At 39.8% G+C, this 14,467-nt stretch carries 18 protein-coding genes and 2 pseudogenes; 9 read left to right on the top strand and 11 right to left on the bottom strand.

Translation table 11 applies throughout. The features are described 5' to 3' along the window. From H6G48_RS07240 to H6G48_RS26165, 4 genes and pseudogenes are all read left to right on the top strand, one after another. Positions 1 to 180 (top strand): annotated as a pseudogene (locus H6G48_RS07240) (zinc ribbon domain-containing protein); the annotation flags it as partial. A gap of 23 nt (positions 181 to 203) precedes the next feature. After that, positions 204 to 353: pseudogene (locus H6G48_RS07235) on the top strand (DUF6883 domain-containing protein); the annotation flags it as partial. 6 nt (positions 354 to 359) lie between these two features. Next, positions 360 to 620 carry a DUF4926 domain-containing protein gene (locus tag H6G48_RS07230; RefSeq protein WP_190720514.1) on the top strand — a complete coding sequence of 87 codons (261 nt, stop codon included), beginning with the start codon at positions 360 to 362 and terminating at the stop codon, positions 618 to 620. 315 nt (positions 621 to 935) lie between these two features. Further along, positions 936 to 1,526, top strand: a complete 591-nt coding sequence (locus H6G48_RS26165) for a PEP-CTERM sorting domain-containing protein (RefSeq protein ID WP_242034565.1) — start codon at positions 936 to 938, stop codon at positions 1,524 to 1,526. Between the two features lie 155 nt (positions 1,527 to 1,681). Here H6G48_RS26165 and H6G48_RS07220 read toward each other — a convergent pair whose 3' ends face one another. The 3 genes from H6G48_RS07220 to H6G48_RS07210 form a co-directional block, all read right to left on the bottom strand. Next, positions 1,682 to 1,870, bottom strand: coding sequence for a hypothetical protein (locus tag H6G48_RS07220; protein ID WP_190720511.1), 189 nt, complete (start codon positions 1,868 to 1,870; stop codon positions 1,682 to 1,684). A 72-nt stretch (positions 1,871 to 1,942) separates the two neighbouring features. Next, the gene (locus H6G48_RS07215; RefSeq protein WP_190720508.1) at positions 1,943 to 2,854 is read right to left on the bottom strand and encodes a hypothetical protein; all 912 of its coding nucleotides are present in this window, start codon (positions 2,852 to 2,854) and stop codon (positions 1,943 to 1,945) included. 91 nt (positions 2,855 to 2,945) lie between these two features. Continuing rightward, the gene (locus tag H6G48_RS07210) at positions 2,946 to 3,899 is read right to left on the bottom strand and encodes a branched-chain amino acid ABC transporter permease (RefSeq protein WP_190720506.1); all 954 of its coding nucleotides are present in this window, start codon (positions 3,897 to 3,899) and stop codon (positions 2,946 to 2,948) included. A 236-nt stretch (positions 3,900 to 4,135) separates the two neighbouring features. Between H6G48_RS07210 and H6G48_RS07205 the strand changes: the two genes are divergently transcribed. Then, positions 4,136 to 4,285, top strand: coding sequence for a cupin (locus H6G48_RS07205; protein WP_190720503.1), 150 nt, complete (start codon positions 4,136 to 4,138; stop codon positions 4,283 to 4,285). A 275-nt stretch (positions 4,286 to 4,560) separates the two neighbouring features. Beyond that, positions 4,561 to 5,133: a manganese efflux pump MntP gene (locus H6G48_RS07200; protein WP_012265686.1), complete on the top strand. Its 573-nt coding sequence runs from the start codon at positions 4,561 to 4,563 to the stop codon at positions 5,131 to 5,133. Between the two features lie 26 nt (positions 5,134 to 5,159). Here H6G48_RS07200 and queC read toward each other — a convergent pair whose 3' ends face one another. The 4 genes from queC to H6G48_RS07180 all read right to left on the bottom strand — a co-directional run bounded on the left by queC (position 5,160) and on the right by H6G48_RS07180 (position 7,361). Next, on the bottom strand, positions 5,160 to 5,852 hold the full coding sequence (queC, locus tag H6G48_RS07195) for a 7-cyano-7-deazaguanine synthase QueC (protein ID WP_190720500.1): 693 nt from the start codon (positions 5,850 to 5,852) through the stop codon (positions 5,160 to 5,162). Beyond that, complete coding sequence (locus H6G48_RS07190; RefSeq protein ID WP_190720497.1) at positions 5,852 to 6,214, bottom strand: aspartyl protease; 363 nt, start codon at positions 6,212 to 6,214, stop codon at positions 5,852 to 5,854. Before H6G48_RS07190 ends, queC begins: the two co-directional genes overlap by 1 nt. Beyond that, positions 6,211 to 6,528, bottom strand: a complete 318-nt coding sequence (locus tag H6G48_RS07185) for a hypothetical protein (RefSeq protein WP_046661710.1) — start codon at positions 6,526 to 6,528, stop codon at positions 6,211 to 6,213. Before H6G48_RS07185 ends, H6G48_RS07190 begins: the two co-directional genes overlap by 4 nt. A 215-nt stretch (positions 6,529 to 6,743) precedes the next feature. After that, complete coding sequence (locus H6G48_RS07180) at positions 6,744 to 7,361, bottom strand: 7-carboxy-7-deazaguanine synthase QueE (protein WP_190720495.1); 618 nt, start codon at positions 7,359 to 7,361, stop codon at positions 6,744 to 6,746. Here H6G48_RS07180 and H6G48_RS07175 point away from each other — a divergent pair. The 3 genes from H6G48_RS07175 (at position 7,338) to H6G48_RS07165 (ending at position 10,573) form a co-directional block, all read left to right on the top strand. Further along, complete coding sequence (locus H6G48_RS07175; RefSeq protein WP_190720492.1) at positions 7,338 to 7,895, top strand: Ycf51 family protein; 558 nt, start codon at positions 7,338 to 7,340, stop codon at positions 7,893 to 7,895. The two genes, H6G48_RS07180 and H6G48_RS07175, sit on opposite strands and share 24 nt — an antisense overlap. Before the next feature lie 20 nt (positions 7,896 to 7,915). Beyond that, entirely contained in the window at positions 7,916 to 9,025 is a 1,110-nt protein-coding gene (locus H6G48_RS07170) for an iron-containing alcohol dehydrogenase family protein (RefSeq protein WP_012265683.1), read from the top strand. Positions 9,026 to 9,655: 630 nt separating this feature from the next. After that, entirely contained in the window at positions 9,656 to 10,573 is a 918-nt protein-coding gene (locus H6G48_RS07165; RefSeq protein ID WP_002740064.1) for a hypothetical protein, read from the top strand. Positions 10,574 to 10,640: 67 nt separating this feature from the next. On the opposite strand, the gene H6G48_RS07160 is transcribed toward H6G48_RS07165, so the two are convergent. The 4 genes from H6G48_RS07160 to H6G48_RS07145 all read right to left on the bottom strand — a co-directional run bounded on the left by H6G48_RS07160 (position 10,641) and on the right by H6G48_RS07145 (position 14,307). Beyond that, positions 10,641 to 11,507, bottom strand: coding sequence for a hypothetical protein (locus H6G48_RS07160; protein WP_190720489.1), 867 nt, complete (start codon positions 11,505 to 11,507; stop codon positions 10,641 to 10,643). An 18-nt stretch (positions 11,508 to 11,525) separates the two neighbouring features. Further along, positions 11,526 to 12,170, bottom strand: coding sequence for a hypothetical protein (locus H6G48_RS07155; RefSeq protein WP_002802454.1), 645 nt, complete (start codon positions 12,168 to 12,170; stop codon positions 11,526 to 11,528). Between the two features lie 3 nt (positions 12,171 to 12,173). Beyond that, positions 12,174 to 13,202, bottom strand: coding sequence for a GUN4 domain-containing protein (locus H6G48_RS07150; RefSeq protein WP_002750179.1), 1,029 nt, complete (start codon positions 13,200 to 13,202; stop codon positions 12,174 to 12,176). A 73-nt stretch (positions 13,203 to 13,275) separates the two neighbouring features. Continuing rightward, on the bottom strand, positions 13,276 to 14,307 hold the full coding sequence (locus tag H6G48_RS07145) for a hypothetical protein (RefSeq protein ID WP_242034564.1): 1,032 nt from the start codon (positions 14,305 to 14,307) through the stop codon (positions 13,276 to 13,278). Positions 14,308 to 14,467 lie beyond the last annotated feature (160 nt).

The raw sequence follows: 14,467 nt of genomic DNA, 5'->3' as shown, positions 1-14,467 counted from the left end.
TCTTTAACTGAAAGAGTTTTTGAGTGTGAGCAATGCCATGTAGTTTGCGGTCGAGACTTGAACGCTAGTCTAAATCTAGCTTCTTTGGCGGTGAGTTCCACCGTGTCAGCTTGGGTCGTAGATAGTGCCGACACTACTACAGTGAAGCAGGAAGTTAACGTCAAATTTGCTCATGAGTAGATTTGAGTAAGTTTAACAGAACGGAAGTTGTGCAACAAGCGGTCACGGAATTCGGCCAGCAGTTTAAAGTGGATTGGACGATACCAGAACGGCAAGGAACACAACTGCGAACTATCTGGGAAATCGGCTTAATTAATCCCAACCCTCGCCTAATTTCTGCCTTTATCAAGTGAAGTACCATGAAAGACATCAAACTCTTAGATACGGTTGCCATCCTCAACTCCGTCCCTCGGGAGCGATTGACTTTAGTTGAATTAGATTATGAAGCTGTCCCCAGCTTGCCAAGCGGACAGGTGGGAACAGTGGTTGAGGTGTATGAAAAAGGTTCGCGCTATCAATATTTAGTGGAATTTTCTGACAGTCAGGGGCGGGAATATGCGATGGCTATTCTGCCAGGCGATGAGCTTCTGGTCTTGCATTATGAACTGGAGGCGGCGTGAATTCTGCTTAAGGGAAAACGCTATGGCTCAAGTAGCGGTTAGCGAAATTTTGAACCCTATTATCGAATCTGACACACCGCGCCACAATCCCTCACGGAAGGCGATAGGTCGCCTGAGAAGCAGTAAAACAGGGGAAAATACCTGAAACTCTTTCCCCTGTGAATCGCTAGTTAGGGAGAGGAATGTAAAGATTTGTAAATTGTAGCTTTTGATACAGTTGTGGGGGGGGAGTGTGTATATTAGCGCTTAAAGGAAACGACAAAAGTCGGCTAATATACTCCCTAAAAAAACACAATTATCTCAAAGGTGCAAGCTATGAATCAAATAACTTCTCGAATAAAGTTCTCTCTCGGTGTGCTAACCGCTACGTTGGTACTTACTTCTCAATTACCAAAAGCTGATGCTGGCTTAACTCCAAAAGTAATTAAAGATAAACTAGGAGAACTCGAAGTCTCATGGTCTTGGAATCCTGAAGAAAGTGGTTCCGGCAATCCTCTACTGAGAAACTGGCTAGTTACTTTAGAAACCAAGAATTCTTCTAATAATTGGGAAGTCAAGTTAGGTGTCCGGCACATAGAAACACCCCATACTAAATTGGATGAACGTGAAGGAGACTTTGTCGCCACAGATTACACTTTTAGAAAGAATGAATTTGGACTTGTTATTTCAGATAGTTTCCCTACCAGTCATCGTCCAGTACATAGAGACTTCTATACCTTTAGTTTTTATCGTAGTATGGCTCCACAAAATACTGTAATTAGGTTGACTGGCGTTCATGTTCATGTCCCCGAACCCACCTCAACTCTCAGCCTCCTCGCCCTCGGCACTCTAGGCGCAGCTTCTACCCTCAAGCGCAAACTAAAACCCTCCCAATCCATCAAAAAAGAAACCACAAAAGTAGGCTAAATTGCCCACTAAAAATATGACAAATGCCCCCTTGATTCAGTCAGTTGAGGGGGTATTTTTTACATAACTCTCTCAATTTCCATAATTTCAAGGAGGATGGTTTATCCTTTCATCCGATATCTGCTACAATAGAGATACAGGAAATAAAATTTTTATCAGTAGGGTGGAAGTGGCGGTAAAACTCCTAGGTTGGGTTGACGCAAGGAAACCCAACAACTTCCCAGAATATTTTCACAATCTTGGTTGGGTTTCGCCTTTTGAGCCGATTGGTAATACCTGCTCAATAATGATAGCTCAATCCAACCCAGGGCTAGAGCGTCTGAGGGAATGCTAGATTTGACCATGACAGTAACTCAGCAGACAAACTACCATCAGGATTTTGGCATGAAAATTCATGGCTTGAGCGGACTAAAACTTTAATCTTTTCTCAATCTTTCTAACAGTTCAGAGCGGGATAAATTCACTAAAGAAAGAAGTAACCCGGTGCGTTCTGAGATGGGAAGTTGGGCAATCTGTGCAACTAGACCAGACAATTCCGAATCTAGGGTTCCAAACCGCCCTTCCAGAAGACTAGCTATCAGCGAGAGTTGTCCCTCTAAAGTGCCTTCCTGTTTTCCTTCTATTTTCCAATCTTCTCGCTGTTTTAGATAGGCTGGTGATAGGTTCATGATGTCCTCCTGTTCCTCGCTACTTAAATTATCTCTCAATTCCAAATTCTTACGCCAGTTGGCTAGAATTTCTAACAAATTTTCTTTAAAAGAGTTATCTTCTGGCAATTGAACTAACTCTTCTACGGCTCTTTTTTGTGTTTCTCCTTTTCCTAAAACCCTCAACCATAAAGTGTCTTCACTCACTGGTAACTGGTGGATGGCAACGATTGCCACTTTGAGGAAGTCAGCTAAAAAGTAAACCCCTTTTAACCAATTCCTCTCATCGCTGTCAGCCCTGAATCCTTGAATCATTCTAGCTGAAAAGGTGGGCGTGAGAATCCATAAAACTGGCAATTCTGCGACCGTCAGAGTTTTGTTTGTACGTTTGGCCTTTCTTAAGAGGTCATTATGAACAGTATATAACTTTGATATACAACTGCGAATCTCTATTTCTGAGGGCGGGTTACGGAAAGGTTCAAACAAGCAAGAAGTCGCCGCCATTTTTCCGAGTAAACCTAAAGGGAGTTCGGTCCTTGATGGTGAACTGGCCGGTTCAAACCAGACATCTATTTCTTGAACCTCACTTTTCACTTTCTTACTCTTTTTTATGGTTCCTAGAGGCGCTAACAGTTCCTCTAAATATTCCTTGGCAAATTGGTCGTGAATTTGGCGGGTCATTCTCGGAGATGACTGAGAATATAAAGGGGGATAAACTATCCTATTATATCATTAATTAAAAAGGAATTCAATCGACAACATTGATCCATGACTAGGAATCAAATTGACTAAGAGAGGAACGTCTTTTAAAAGGAATTAGTTTTTTGATTAATTCAGGTGTAATTAAGCCTTGCGGATAAAAAATTGTTCCCAAAACGATTAAAATTCCAAAAATAATCAAACGACCATCGCGCAAGAAATTCCCTAACCAAATTGGTAAACCATTCACGCCGCCGAGGGCGCGTAAAACTTCGGGCAAAGCAGTTAAAACAATGCCTCCCACCACCGGCCCGACAAAAGTTCTTGAACCACCAATTAAAACGAAAGCCAGGAAAATAATACTAGAATCAAAGGTTCCTTGACGGGAATTCCAAGTATTGAGAAAATGGGCGCTTACCGCTCCCACAACTGCCGCTAAAACTGCCCCGAAAGTGAAGGATAAAACCTTGTGATAGGTGGGATTAATTCCCATGGCCGCAGCTGCCAATTCATCGGCACGAATGGCATTAAATGCCCGACCAATTTTGATGTTTTCTAACCGGTAGAGAAACAGCATAGTTAGGAATAAGAGGGGCAAGGCCAGCCAAAGGTAGGCTAATTGAGTAGTGAAGGGTTGGGGAATGGCGAAAATACCGACCGCACCGCCAGTTATCTCGAGATTAAGGGCAATAATTCTCAAAATTTCTACCCAGGCGATTGTGGCAATAGCTAAATAAATCCCTCGCAAACGGAGAACAGGAATACCTAAAACTATGGCTAATATTCCCGCAATAATGCCAGCAATTAACATTTCTAAAAATACCAAAGCCAGGGGATAATTGCTGCCGGTATTAGTAAAAACTTTCGTGGAAAGAATGGCGGCAACATAACCGCCTAAAGCGTAAAAACCAGGGGTTGCTAAGGATAATTGACCGGCCATTAAGGGCAGATAAATTGAAATGCCTAATATGGCTCCAAATATCATTGAAACAATTAAAAAACCATAGGTGTTAAAAAAATCAGCCATATTTTCAGTGAGCGGTTATTGGGTGCTTAAGTTAGGGGAGTCAATTAGCTAATTTTATCACCGTTCTCTCCCACCTCATTCTCCGGTAATTCTCGAAATTATCATAATTTTTTATGTGGCACTTTTCCTATATGGTAGCGTTAGCCACCTTAAAAGCAGACGGGATGATCGATGATGGGAAAAAGTATCTTCTTTAACTTTGTCCTGGAAACAGGGGAATTTATGAGACAGCAGGATTGGTTACTCGGACTCCTACGGTTGAATTTCCCGATAAAATCACAGTAACGGGCGAAAAAGTCCTAGAAGCTGAGGATATCATCAGTTTTACCCCAGAAGCGATCCATCAGGTGCAGGCGATCGGTGAAGAACCAGTAATGTGGTTTTAAACCTTTTCAATTCGATCCGCTCACTAATTAAGTAGCTGGTTATAATTAAATTAAAAATGGATTTTAGGTTCGATCCCCCCTGCCCCCCTTGATAAGGGGGGTGCCGATCCCCCCTTAGTCCCCCCTTGATAAGGGGGGCATCTGACAACTTTTAACGCCTACCTACTTAGGTTAGAGAAATGATAGATAAATGAGAGGATCATGAGAGAAATATGAAAGTTTTCTGGGTAAAAATTAGTTAAGATAGGGGGAAATTAAAGGATAAACAACTATAGATGTTTACTTCACTCGAACTTTTAACCACTTCCTTTGTTGCCGTGGGATTAGCCGCCGATGCCGTGGCCGTTTCTCTGACCAGTGGCCTGATGATTCGTCATATTCATGTTAATAAGGCTTTGAAAATTGCTTTGTTTTTTGGGGGATTTCAAGCGATTATGCCGATGATCGGTTGGGGTATCGGTCTAACCTGTCGCGATTTCCTCGCCTCTTTTGACCATTGGATCGCTTTTATTATTTTAGGAGCGATCGGCAGTAAAATGATCTACGAAGCTGTTCAAAATGATGACGAAGAAAAAAAATTTAATCCTCTAGATTCCTATACTTTAATCGGATTAGCGATCGCTACTAGCATCGATGCTTTAGTAGTTGGTTTGGGTCTATCGATGATTAAAACTCCCTTACTTTTAGCTTGCACTGTCATCGGTTCTATTACCTTTGCTTTATGTTTTATAGCTGTTTTTATCGGGCATAAATTCGGTAATTTATTTAGTCAAAAGGTGGAAATTCTCGGCGGTTTAGTTTTAATATTAATCGGCAGTAAAATCCTCATTGAACATTTAATTGCCTAGATTATCTCCATTTTTCACTATCCTCCCTATTTTCCCCGGCTGTTTTTCAACAGGGGAGTGGCTAATTCGGGATAACCAGCCTCAATTAAAGCCTGATCTCTGATGCGACAGGAATCGCATAAACCGCAGGGTTCAACTTCTCCTTGATAACAAGACCAAGTATCAGCAATGGGAACCCCCAAACTAACAGCACGACGGACGATATCTACCTTACTATCCATCACCAAAGGGGCAATTAATTGGGGTGCTTTCCCTTCTAAACCCGCTTTCGATGATAAATTAGCTAAAGTTTGAAAGGCCTCTAAATACTGGGGACGACAATCGGGATAACCAGAATAATCCACCGCGTTAATTCCTAAATATATCGCCTCCGCTTCCCTTGCTTCCGCTAAAGAAAGAGCGATCGAAATAAAAACTGTATTTCTCCCCGGCACATAGGTAATCGGGATAATATCTGGGTTAATTCCCTCTTGGGGAATAGCTATAGATTGATCCGTTAAAGCGGAACCTCCCCACAAAGATAGATTGACTTCGATCAGATGATGTTCTTTAATATTGAGGAAATTAGCAATTTTTTTCGCCGCCGCTAATTCCCGCTCGTGTCTTTGTCCATAACGAAAGGAAAGGGCGATTAATTGATAACCAGCCGCTAGAGCGATCGCTGCTGTCGTCGCTGAATCTAATCCCCCGGAAAGTAAAATAATCGCCTTTTTTGTCATTATCCTAATGTCACCTGTGTTTGTTGATAATTAGCTACTAAGATAAATTGTTTGAGCCACTGGGAACCTAACAAAATCTCCTGAATTGCCTCCCCTGCAAAAACGGGAATTTCGTATTCCTGACCATCAATTCTTACTCTGCCTAAATATATATCAAAAAATGCTTCTCCTTGGGCAGTGCGTAACTTATCTTGGTTTAAAAATTGCCATTCAAGACTGCGAGCATCTTGGTCATTCATAACACAAAACTCCGTGAAACCAGTATCTAGCATAGCTTCTACAGGTAACACCAGACCATTAGGGCTGACTAAATCGATATCAAAATAAATTTGACCATTTTCTCCAAATCTCCCTTCAATCATATTCTGCCACTAACTCCAGTTTCATTAATGCCAAAGATATGATGGATTTTGTCGGGATATTTTGCCCTTGCTTTTTTACTAGCCACTTCTTTGTCGGGATCGATAAAATAATCGCCGCTATCGGGTTCGATCGCAATGTACCAACCATAATAATGTTTCATTAACCGGGGCTGTAAACTCTGAAAAATCGGCCAACAACGATGATAAAATTCTAATTGTCGGGCGCGATGTTTGGCCTTTTCTTCCTCTGTAGATTGAATCTCCGGAAAAACTCGACCACGACGCACTACTCGTTCAGAATTGTTGTTAGACATAGTATTTTACCTCTTGTTAGTCAATTAGGGTTTGGGAATTATGAATCATGAATTGGGAAGTGGGGAGACCACTTCGTGCGCGTTGCGGGGGGAAGTGGGGAGACCACTTCGTGCGCGTTGCGGGGGGAGACCACTTCGTGCGCGTTGCGGGGGGAGATGGGAGCAGGAGAAAAAAGCTGATAACTGATAACTGATAACTGATAACTGATAACTGACTAGCGGACTCCTAAAAACTTATGGGTTTGGAGACTGAGACGCCATTGGGGATGCTGGAGAACATAATTAAAGACTAACTCTTTGCTTTCCACTGTATTCCATTCGGGTTGTAGATATTTAATCACCCCTTCCGATAACTTACTTTCCTGCATAGCTGCCCAGTCTAAATCCTCTGGATTAGCCACGACAATTTTTAACTCATTCACCCGTGCATAAATACTAGGATCGGGCATTTTATAAGTTTTAGGAGAAAAAGTCACCCAATCGAAAACCCCAGTAAAAGGATGAGCGCCAGAAGTTTCTAAATGTACCCGTAAACCCTGATTTTTTAATTCCTTGGTCAAAGGATCAAGATTGTGCATCAAAGGTTCACCCCCGGTAATCACCACCATAGCGGGGTTAGCCCCTTTTGCCATCTCAACCAATTCCCGCAGCGATTGTTGTGGATAACGGTGGGCATTCCAAGACTCTTTTTGGTCGCACCAAGGGCAATAGACATCGCAACCTCCCAAACGGAGGAAAAAAGCATTGCTTCCCGTCCAAAAGCCCTCGCCCTGCACAGAATGGAAAGTTTCGACAACAGGATAGGTACAATGGTTTATGCTAACCGTTTTCATAGAATCATTATTATAGAAAATATGGACATTCCCCTGAACTTTGCCAAATACATCCAATGGTCTGGTATTGCCACGCTGGTTTTTTTGGTACTCACGATTATCGCTTTTCTCGTCGGTTGGGGAATCCGCTTTCGTCTCGTCGGTGTCACTAGCTTTATGGCTGTGTTGACGGTGGGGATTTTCGGTCTTGGGTTGGGACTGTTTACCCGTACCGAAATTCCGGGAGCGGTGAGATTCTCCCTTGTCTATGATAACGGAGCTAATCAAGCTGTTATCTCCCTGCCCAATACTGTTACTCCCGAGCAGGTGGAGGCAACCCTAAAACAAGCCGCTAGTGACTTGTTTTCCTCTGGTCGCGCCGGTGCTGGCGGTAATAATCAATTTATCATTAGCGCTCGCACTCTGGTTCACCCTCAGCCCGGTTTATCTGCTCCTTTGTACTTAGGACAGATTAAAAAATCCTTCTCCGCCCCGGGGGATAATACTCCTGAACTACAGCTTTTTCCCGAAAGTTTCGCTAAAATTAGCCAATAATCCTGAGAGGTTGTCAAAAAATGTCCAATGCTGTCGCTGTTTTGCCCCTGTTAATCGCCCCCGCACAAGTGATTCGGGGTGACAATGCCCTAGAAGAATCCACCGGCAAATTAGCGGATTTGGGTAAACGTCCCCTCGTGGTGGGTGGCGATCGCAATTTAGCTTTTTTGTCATCTCCCCTGAAAAATCTCACTCCTAGCTATCACAGTTATGCCCCCGATTGTTCGGAAAATTCCTTAGCATATTTAAAGGCATCTGTCAAGAGTCATGAGGCAGATTTTATCATCGGTGTGGGTGGCGGCAAAGCCCTCGATACGGCCAAATTACTCGCCCATCAGTGCCATTTGCCGATCGCCACGATTCCCACCTCCGCCGCCACTTGTGCCGCTTGGACAGCCCTATCTAACGTCTATTCTGACGCAGGGGCTTTTCTTTACGATCTGTCCCTAGCCCGTTGCCCGGATTTATTAATTCTCGATTACGGTATTATCCAAACTGCCCCGAAAAGAACCTTAATCGCCGGTATTGGCGATGCGATCGCTAAATGGTACGAAGCTTCCGTCAGTAGCGGTCATTGCACAGAAACCCTGATCATTGCCGCTGTCCAACAGGCCCGGGTTTTACGCGATATTCTTTTCCAAAAATCCCCGGCAGCCCTGGAAAATATCGGCGGGGAGGACTGGAAACAGGTGGTAGATGCCACCGTTTTATTAGCCGGAGTAATTGGTGGTTTAGGGGGCGCTAATTGTCGCACCGTGGCCGCCCATGCGATTCATAATGGTTTAACCCATATTCCCGCTTGCCATCATGCCCTGCACGGGGAAAAAGTCGCCTACGGCATTCTCGCCCAATTGCGTCTAGAAGAAATAGTTTTGGGTAATCAATTAGCAGTATCGGCCCGGGGGCAACTAATCCAGTTTTATGAACAAATTGGTTTACCGAAATCCCTAGAGGATTTAGGATTAAGAGACGTTTCCCTTGCCCAATTGCGCCACGCGGCCGCAATTGCCTGTCAGCCTAATTCGGACATTCATCGTCTGCCTTTTACGGTTTCCCCGGAACAAGTTATGGCGGCCATGGTTTCCACTACCACTGCCGATACGATCGGGCAGAAAGTTAAAGCTAATTAAGGGCAATATTTTCGGGACTTATTAATAATGAAGGTTATCGAAAATTTGGGTTTAAAACCCCGTCCTTTTAGGACGGCTTTGTGCTACGATTGTAGTGGTATAGAAAACCCACCCTATTAAGTATTTTTAAGAAGACCTATCTATGGAACTAAAACCAGTACCACAAGAAATTGCAAATGCCGGTGTGCGGGCCTTGAAGACTGTTTGCTTGGCATCCAATGAAAATCAACTCTCTGAATTGCAGCCGTAGGGTGCGTTCCCTAATGCAAGTCCTACTGCTCCACCGATCGATTTTGGGTAACGCACCACGCACATTCTATCTACCGATAGCGATCGCTAAGGGTCGAATAATTGTAAATTTTTGTCAAGAGGTGCGGTCAGATTGAAGAATAGTTGTTATAACACCAGAAAACTCGTGTTATTTCAGCCTATTGTCAGGAATTTAGTTAAACAAGGTTTTTGGCAATGTGCTATGGCTAACACGCTTTTGGGTATGATATGGGGAAATTTTTCTTGCGATTGCACTAAAATAGATGGATATACAGAAAGTTGACCCATATCGTTACCGTAGAAAGTGTTATACAAAATAATGACGGACATTTATTTTTATTACAATTTAGGGTAAAACTTATGGTTTTGAAGGATGGTTTAAGTGATGATGAGTTTAAAAAATTGATTGAACGACTTTCCTATAGAAAACAGTATAATCAAGAGGTTATCACTCTTGATGCTGTTAAAGAGAGTCTTCAAGAACTAGGATTATCTGACTTATTAATGGATAATGACATTGAGGAGGTTCGCAGACAAGTGAATAAAGAATTTAAAAAACAACAAAGAAAAAATTACCTAATATTTGCTTCTGTTTTATTAGTTTTAACTATTCCCCTATCTGCTTTTGGCGGCTATAAATTTAAGGAATGGATTTCCAGTTTTTTTCAGCAATCTAGCAATTCCGATTTAGTTCAGTTATCAGAAAAATTAAATACACTTGAGTCGGAAAACAAAGATTTGCAAAGAAAAATAAAAGAGCTTGAAGATGAAAATCAATCTTTAAAAGGTTCAAATGTACCCAGTCCCTCGGCTTCATTCGCACCTGATAATGAAACTGTGTCAGAGCCGTCTTCTTTTAATACGGATAAGATTGTTAAAGTCCAATCTTTAATTTTTCAGTTCAAAGAATGCCAAAGATCAGCAATTTCTTCAACACTTCAAAATATTAAGTGTTCTCTTTTGGTGACAAGTACACAAGATAAAAACAAGCTCTATATACACGGAAATTATAATTCTAACAATAGAAGTCGAATCATTGAGGATGGCAAAGAACTAATTGCAACCAAAGTGGATTTTGGCAGTAATTCTGGCACTTATCAAGCCGACAATATTTTGATTAAAGATACTCCTATTGAGGTTATTATTACTTTTGAAAACGTTCCACAAAGTATTAATAAAGTTGGGGTAATTGAAGTTAGTTCTTATCTAGAAAGTCCTGAATTTAATGATAATGTTAAGGCCGAATTTTATAATAAAACGTTATCAAGTTCTCAATAAGTTTACTGGAGGCCATCGTGCCAGTGAAACTCCAGTTCTCTACCTGATTATGGTTTAACTTTTTATCTCAGTCACTTAAAGTTTGTTTGATAATTTTCCTGAGTTCTTTCCATACTATTTCACCTCTGAAAAACTCCCAAGGTTTAGACTCTAACACTTCTTCGTAAAAATAAACTTGCTTTTCATTAAGAGTGTAAACAATTGGTACAATATACCATAGAAGATCTACCGTTTCTTCAAAGGGATTTGTCTCTGTAATTTGTTGTTTTGTTTTCTCATCTATGAAGTTTGTCATAGAGATAGAAAAACAAATATTTGTAGGTATCTTCAAGTTAAAAACAGTTTGGAAAATATCAGAAAAGTTAGAGTTTTTTTTGGCGTAATTGAAACAATTCGTTGCAAACTCTCTTAATGAGTTATCATTAACAGAAGAAAAATAGGAAAAGATAAAAAAAGCTTCTCCTCTCATTGGCAGACCACCAATTGATGTTTTAAAACTAGCTGCCTTAGCTACTTGTTTAAAAACTTTGCCATCATAGATAATATCATTGTAAATGGATGAGCAACCTTGACTGATAAGTTTTGGTTTGACTTTTACTAAGTATTTAGTGATGCAATCTTCGTTGCTATTGACGTAATCAAAGTTTTGATAAAGTGAATTCCTCGCTTTTCTTAGTGATTCACAGCCTGGATTTTCTTCACATAATTTGGTGAATACTTGTCGTAATTGCAGAATATTAAGAGAATTACATTGACAAATAAAGTCTTGAATGATAATCCGTAAAGTTTGTTCATTCCTCAAATTTGCTGTAGAAAATCCCCCTTCCCAAATGATAGCAATAAAAAGAGAAGGGTTAGATTCATAGAGAGAAATTAAATCTCTAATAATTTGATTTTTGAGAGAGCCTAAATAAGATTCAAAAGGAGTATTCATAAATTAAATGTTTAACTGCTATATTTGGTTTGAGGATTTTTCTTGTAGCAAAGCACTCACCAATTGCAAAACTTTACTATTTGGATTTTCTTTATGTAGTGCTTTAAATATTTTAAACTGATCGTTAAGTTTCAAAGTATAACAACGATTAATAAATTGAAAGACAATAACTTTGGGTGCTTGATTTTGAGGAATTGTTGCTAAAGGAAACCCTGCTGACCCAACAGTTGCTTTAAATAGTTCGCTATCTGCTCCGTAAAGTTCTGACAATTCCTTTACCAAAACATCTTTGGTCAAAAAACCAGCTTCCTCAAGTTTTTCCTTTTGTCGATCAAGTAAAAGTGAAAACTTATCTTCAAAATTTTCAGAATTTTGCAATAATTCTTGATTTTGCATAAGAATAGTAAAACAAAATTGTATTCCTAAAATAAATTGTTCTCGTAATTCTTTTATTTCAGTTTTTGTCTCAAAGATAGCATCAAGAGACTCACGAGTAAGGCTTTGACCTTCGGCAATCATTGCATCTAGTTTGTCCTCACGGGAGTTCTCTATTTGATCATCATAAAGACTCAAGACAAACTCAACAGGAACTCCAAATGGGCCTACTACGGAAGCAAGAGATTTGGCGATCGCTCGAAGGTAATTAGGTATTTTTTGAGACATAATTTAAAATTGTAATAAAGGAATACTGATTACTTTTTGCTGGAGAACTGAAATAAAAGTATCTTCGGCAAAATGTTTGTCACCTAAATTCAATGTCCAAGCACTAAAATGGAAGTCTCTCATTTGCTTTTCTGTGGGATATGCTTTTTTCCCCTGTAGCCAAGGTAAATGACCGATTGGAGCGTCCAAATGCCAAGTCAGATCATTGTAACCTAACCACCGTCCATTTTTTCGCCATCCGACACGATTCGCAAAAGCATAGTAATCTTCCCCTTCTTGTTCATAGATACGAGCTTGAGTGGACAAACCAAATTTGTTGTGGCTATACTTTTTCCAAAGATTATCAAGAATAATTAAGTCATTATCAGATATTCTTTTAAGTTCAGTTGATGATAAGGCCTCATTGGGAATTTTTACAACAGAAAAATGAGAGGTTGATGTAAATTCTGGTTTATCGGTAGCTTTATAAAGAAGCCTGATCGTTTCCTGATCAGCTTCTAGCCAACTTTGTGCTTCTAGGAGTTGGCGAAGTTTGCTATAGCTAACCCCTTTATCAGAAATCAACTTATCTCTGTTTAAAAAATCATTTACGCTTTTTTGATCTTTAAATTTAAGCGTTGTTTTTTCTGACAAGTGAGGTAAAAGAGCTTCAATAATTGTATCTGCATTGCCGTTCCAAGTTTGGTATAGTTTATCATTGAGTAACGGTAAACTTTCTAATACCTTTTGTTTTTGTTTATTATCTGAAAATAAGGGAAGTACCTTAGTTTGGTCGGAATAAATTTCCTGATTGAGGACGGCAAAAAGCTCTCGCTTAGGAAAATTTTTGTTTAGAAAAGCTTCGCTCAAGACAACGATCACAAAACGAGAGATTCTTAAACCCTCATTTACTTTGGCTGTAATACTATCTCCCCATTTAATTTCAGCCCGATCATACCAAAAAGTAATGTCAGCTTTTTCTAAGCCTGAAACTAAAGGTTCCACAATCAGGAGTTTGTCTTCACTGGTATGACAAATAAATACGTCTTTCATAGTCTCTTTTACAAATGATTCTGGATTATTCAATTAGAAAAAAAATTGTTAACAGATAACGAATTAGATTGCTTTAAGCTTCTGATTCAGCCTCCTGTTTTATGTCAGAGTTTGATAGGTTTTTTGAGAAAATCCATAATAAACCTAAGATTATTGCCAAACTTATCAAGAAAATGACGACTCCCATTATTAGTTGTGAGCTTAGATAATTATTCGATACAAAAGCAATACTTGATGGTATGTTATAACTTCTATGATGAGAGAGACTATCCTCAACAGGAACCTCAATTAAAACAGACTTTGATGAGCCATCAAAAGCTGATTGATTAATTTGGAAAAATTTAGAATATCGCAATACCCAAAAAAGTGAATTCTTATTATTAGTCATACTGGTTACACCAGTCCCATATTTAGGCTCAGCAATCATTGATGGATTTTGTCCATCAAAATCAGAACGAACAATTCCGTCGCCATAATTAGGATTAAGTAAACCAATAGTAAAGTATAAAAACTTACCATCTGTTAATAAAGTATCCTCATAATTATTAATGGACAAAACTCCTTCACCTGTCCAGTTTCGTAAAATCGACAGTGCATCAATGGCTAATAAAACGGGATTGCTTATTTCTATTTTTAATAGAAGTTCGGTTGGCTTCCCGAAGCCGCCAGATTGATTACGAAGATTGCCGTCAATATGTGTATAAATAAATTTTCCATCTGTTGTTAAATGTTTTATCTGAGGTTTAAATGTTGTAGATTCATAGGGAAATTCAAAAAGCATGGAAAAATTATCCCCGTTGATATCTGATCTATAAATAAAAGGCTTTCCCTCTAAATTTTGTCCTAACCAAAAAAGAAACTTCCCGTCTGTCGTTAAAGAACTAGGAAGCCATCGTACTATTTGAGACCCGGCTTTTTGAGAAAGATCAACAACAACAGATGGTTTAGAACTATCAATGTCCATCTTATAAACATACATGGAAATGTTATTGTCATTACCTTCTTTAAACTCAGAAGTGTTGAACGGGGAAAAAAGTCGTACAAAATTTGATATTATAGATAAGAAAACAAAGTAAATATACACCAATAAATGTGAATAAGCCATGCTAACAATTTTCCCAAAACTAATGAAAGAGCTTCTCAAGCCACTCCCCAAAAATGACTATCCCGCATTAAGTACATTTACTTTTGTGTCCTGTTGGATAGGTTTTGCACTGGATAAAAGTATCGTCAGCATGAGAGACTTAAGCGCACGCCTGAAAATG

Origin of the sequence: Microcystis flos-aquae FACHB-1344, assembly GCF_014698375.1 — a bacterium.
Classification (GTDB): Bacteria; Cyanobacteriota; Cyanobacteriia; order Cyanobacteriales; family Microcystaceae; genus Microcystis; species Microcystis aeruginosa.
Note: the sequence above shows the minus strand (reverse complement) of the source record. Positions and strands in the feature narration are given on the sequence as shown.

Bases quoted from the DNA above. Each gene is read 5' to 3' on its own strand.
- H6G48_RS07190 (WP_190720497.1), bottom strand. From the start codon at position 6,214: ATGATTGAAGGGAGATTTGGAGAAAATGGTCAAATTTATTTTGATATC.
- queC (WP_190720500.1), bottom strand. From the start codon at position 5,852: ATGACAAAAAAGGCGATTATTTTACTTTCCGGGGGATTAGATTCAGCG.
- H6G48_RS07170 (WP_012265683.1), top strand. From the start codon at position 7,916: ATGTCCAATGCTGTCGCTGTTTTGCCCCTGTTAATCGCCCCCGCACAA.
- H6G48_RS07220 (WP_190720511.1), bottom strand. From the start codon at position 1,870: ATGGTCAAATCTAGCATTCCCTCAGACGCTCTAGCCCTGGGTTGGATT.
- H6G48_RS07200 (WP_012265686.1), top strand. From the start codon at position 4,561: ATGTTTACTTCACTCGAACTTTTAACCACTTCCTTTGTTGCCGTGGGA.
- H6G48_RS07175 (WP_190720492.1), top strand. From the start codon at position 7,338: ATGGTTTATGCTAACCGTTTTCATAGAATCATTATTATAGAAAATATG.
- H6G48_RS07155 (WP_002802454.1), bottom strand. From the start codon at position 12,170: ATGTCTCAAAAAATACCTAATTACCTTCGAGCGATCGCCAAATCTCTT.
- H6G48_RS07160 (WP_190720489.1), bottom strand. From the start codon at position 11,507: ATGAATACTCCTTTTGAATCTTATTTAGGCTCTCTCAAAAATCAAATT.
- H6G48_RS07210 (WP_190720506.1), bottom strand. From the start codon at position 3,899: ATGGCTGATTTTTTTAACACCTATGGTTTTTTAATTGTTTCAATGATA.
- H6G48_RS07145 (WP_242034564.1), bottom strand. From the start codon at position 14,307: ATGGCTTATTCACATTTATTGGTGTATATTTACTTTGTTTTCTTATCT.
- H6G48_RS07215 (WP_190720508.1), bottom strand. From the start codon at position 2,854: ATGACCCGCCAAATTCACGACCAATTTGCCAAGGAATATTTAGAGGAA.
- H6G48_RS07185 (WP_046661710.1), bottom strand. From the start codon at position 6,528: ATGTCTAACAACAATTCTGAACGAGTAGTGCGTCGTGGTCGAGTTTTT.
- H6G48_RS07230 (WP_190720514.1), top strand. From the start codon at position 360: ATGAAAGACATCAAACTCTTAGATACGGTTGCCATCCTCAACTCCGTC.
- H6G48_RS07180 (WP_190720495.1), bottom strand. From the start codon at position 7,361: ATGAAAACGGTTAGCATAAACCATTGTACCTATCCTGTTGTCGAAACT.
- H6G48_RS07165 (WP_002740064.1), top strand. From the start codon at position 9,656: ATGGTTTTGAAGGATGGTTTAAGTGATGATGAGTTTAAAAAATTGATT.
- H6G48_RS26165 (WP_242034565.1), top strand. From the start codon at position 936: ATGAATCAAATAACTTCTCGAATAAAGTTCTCTCTCGGTGTGCTAACC.
- H6G48_RS07150 (WP_002750179.1), bottom strand. From the start codon at position 13,202: ATGAAAGACGTATTTATTTGTCATACCAGTGAAGACAAACTCCTGATT.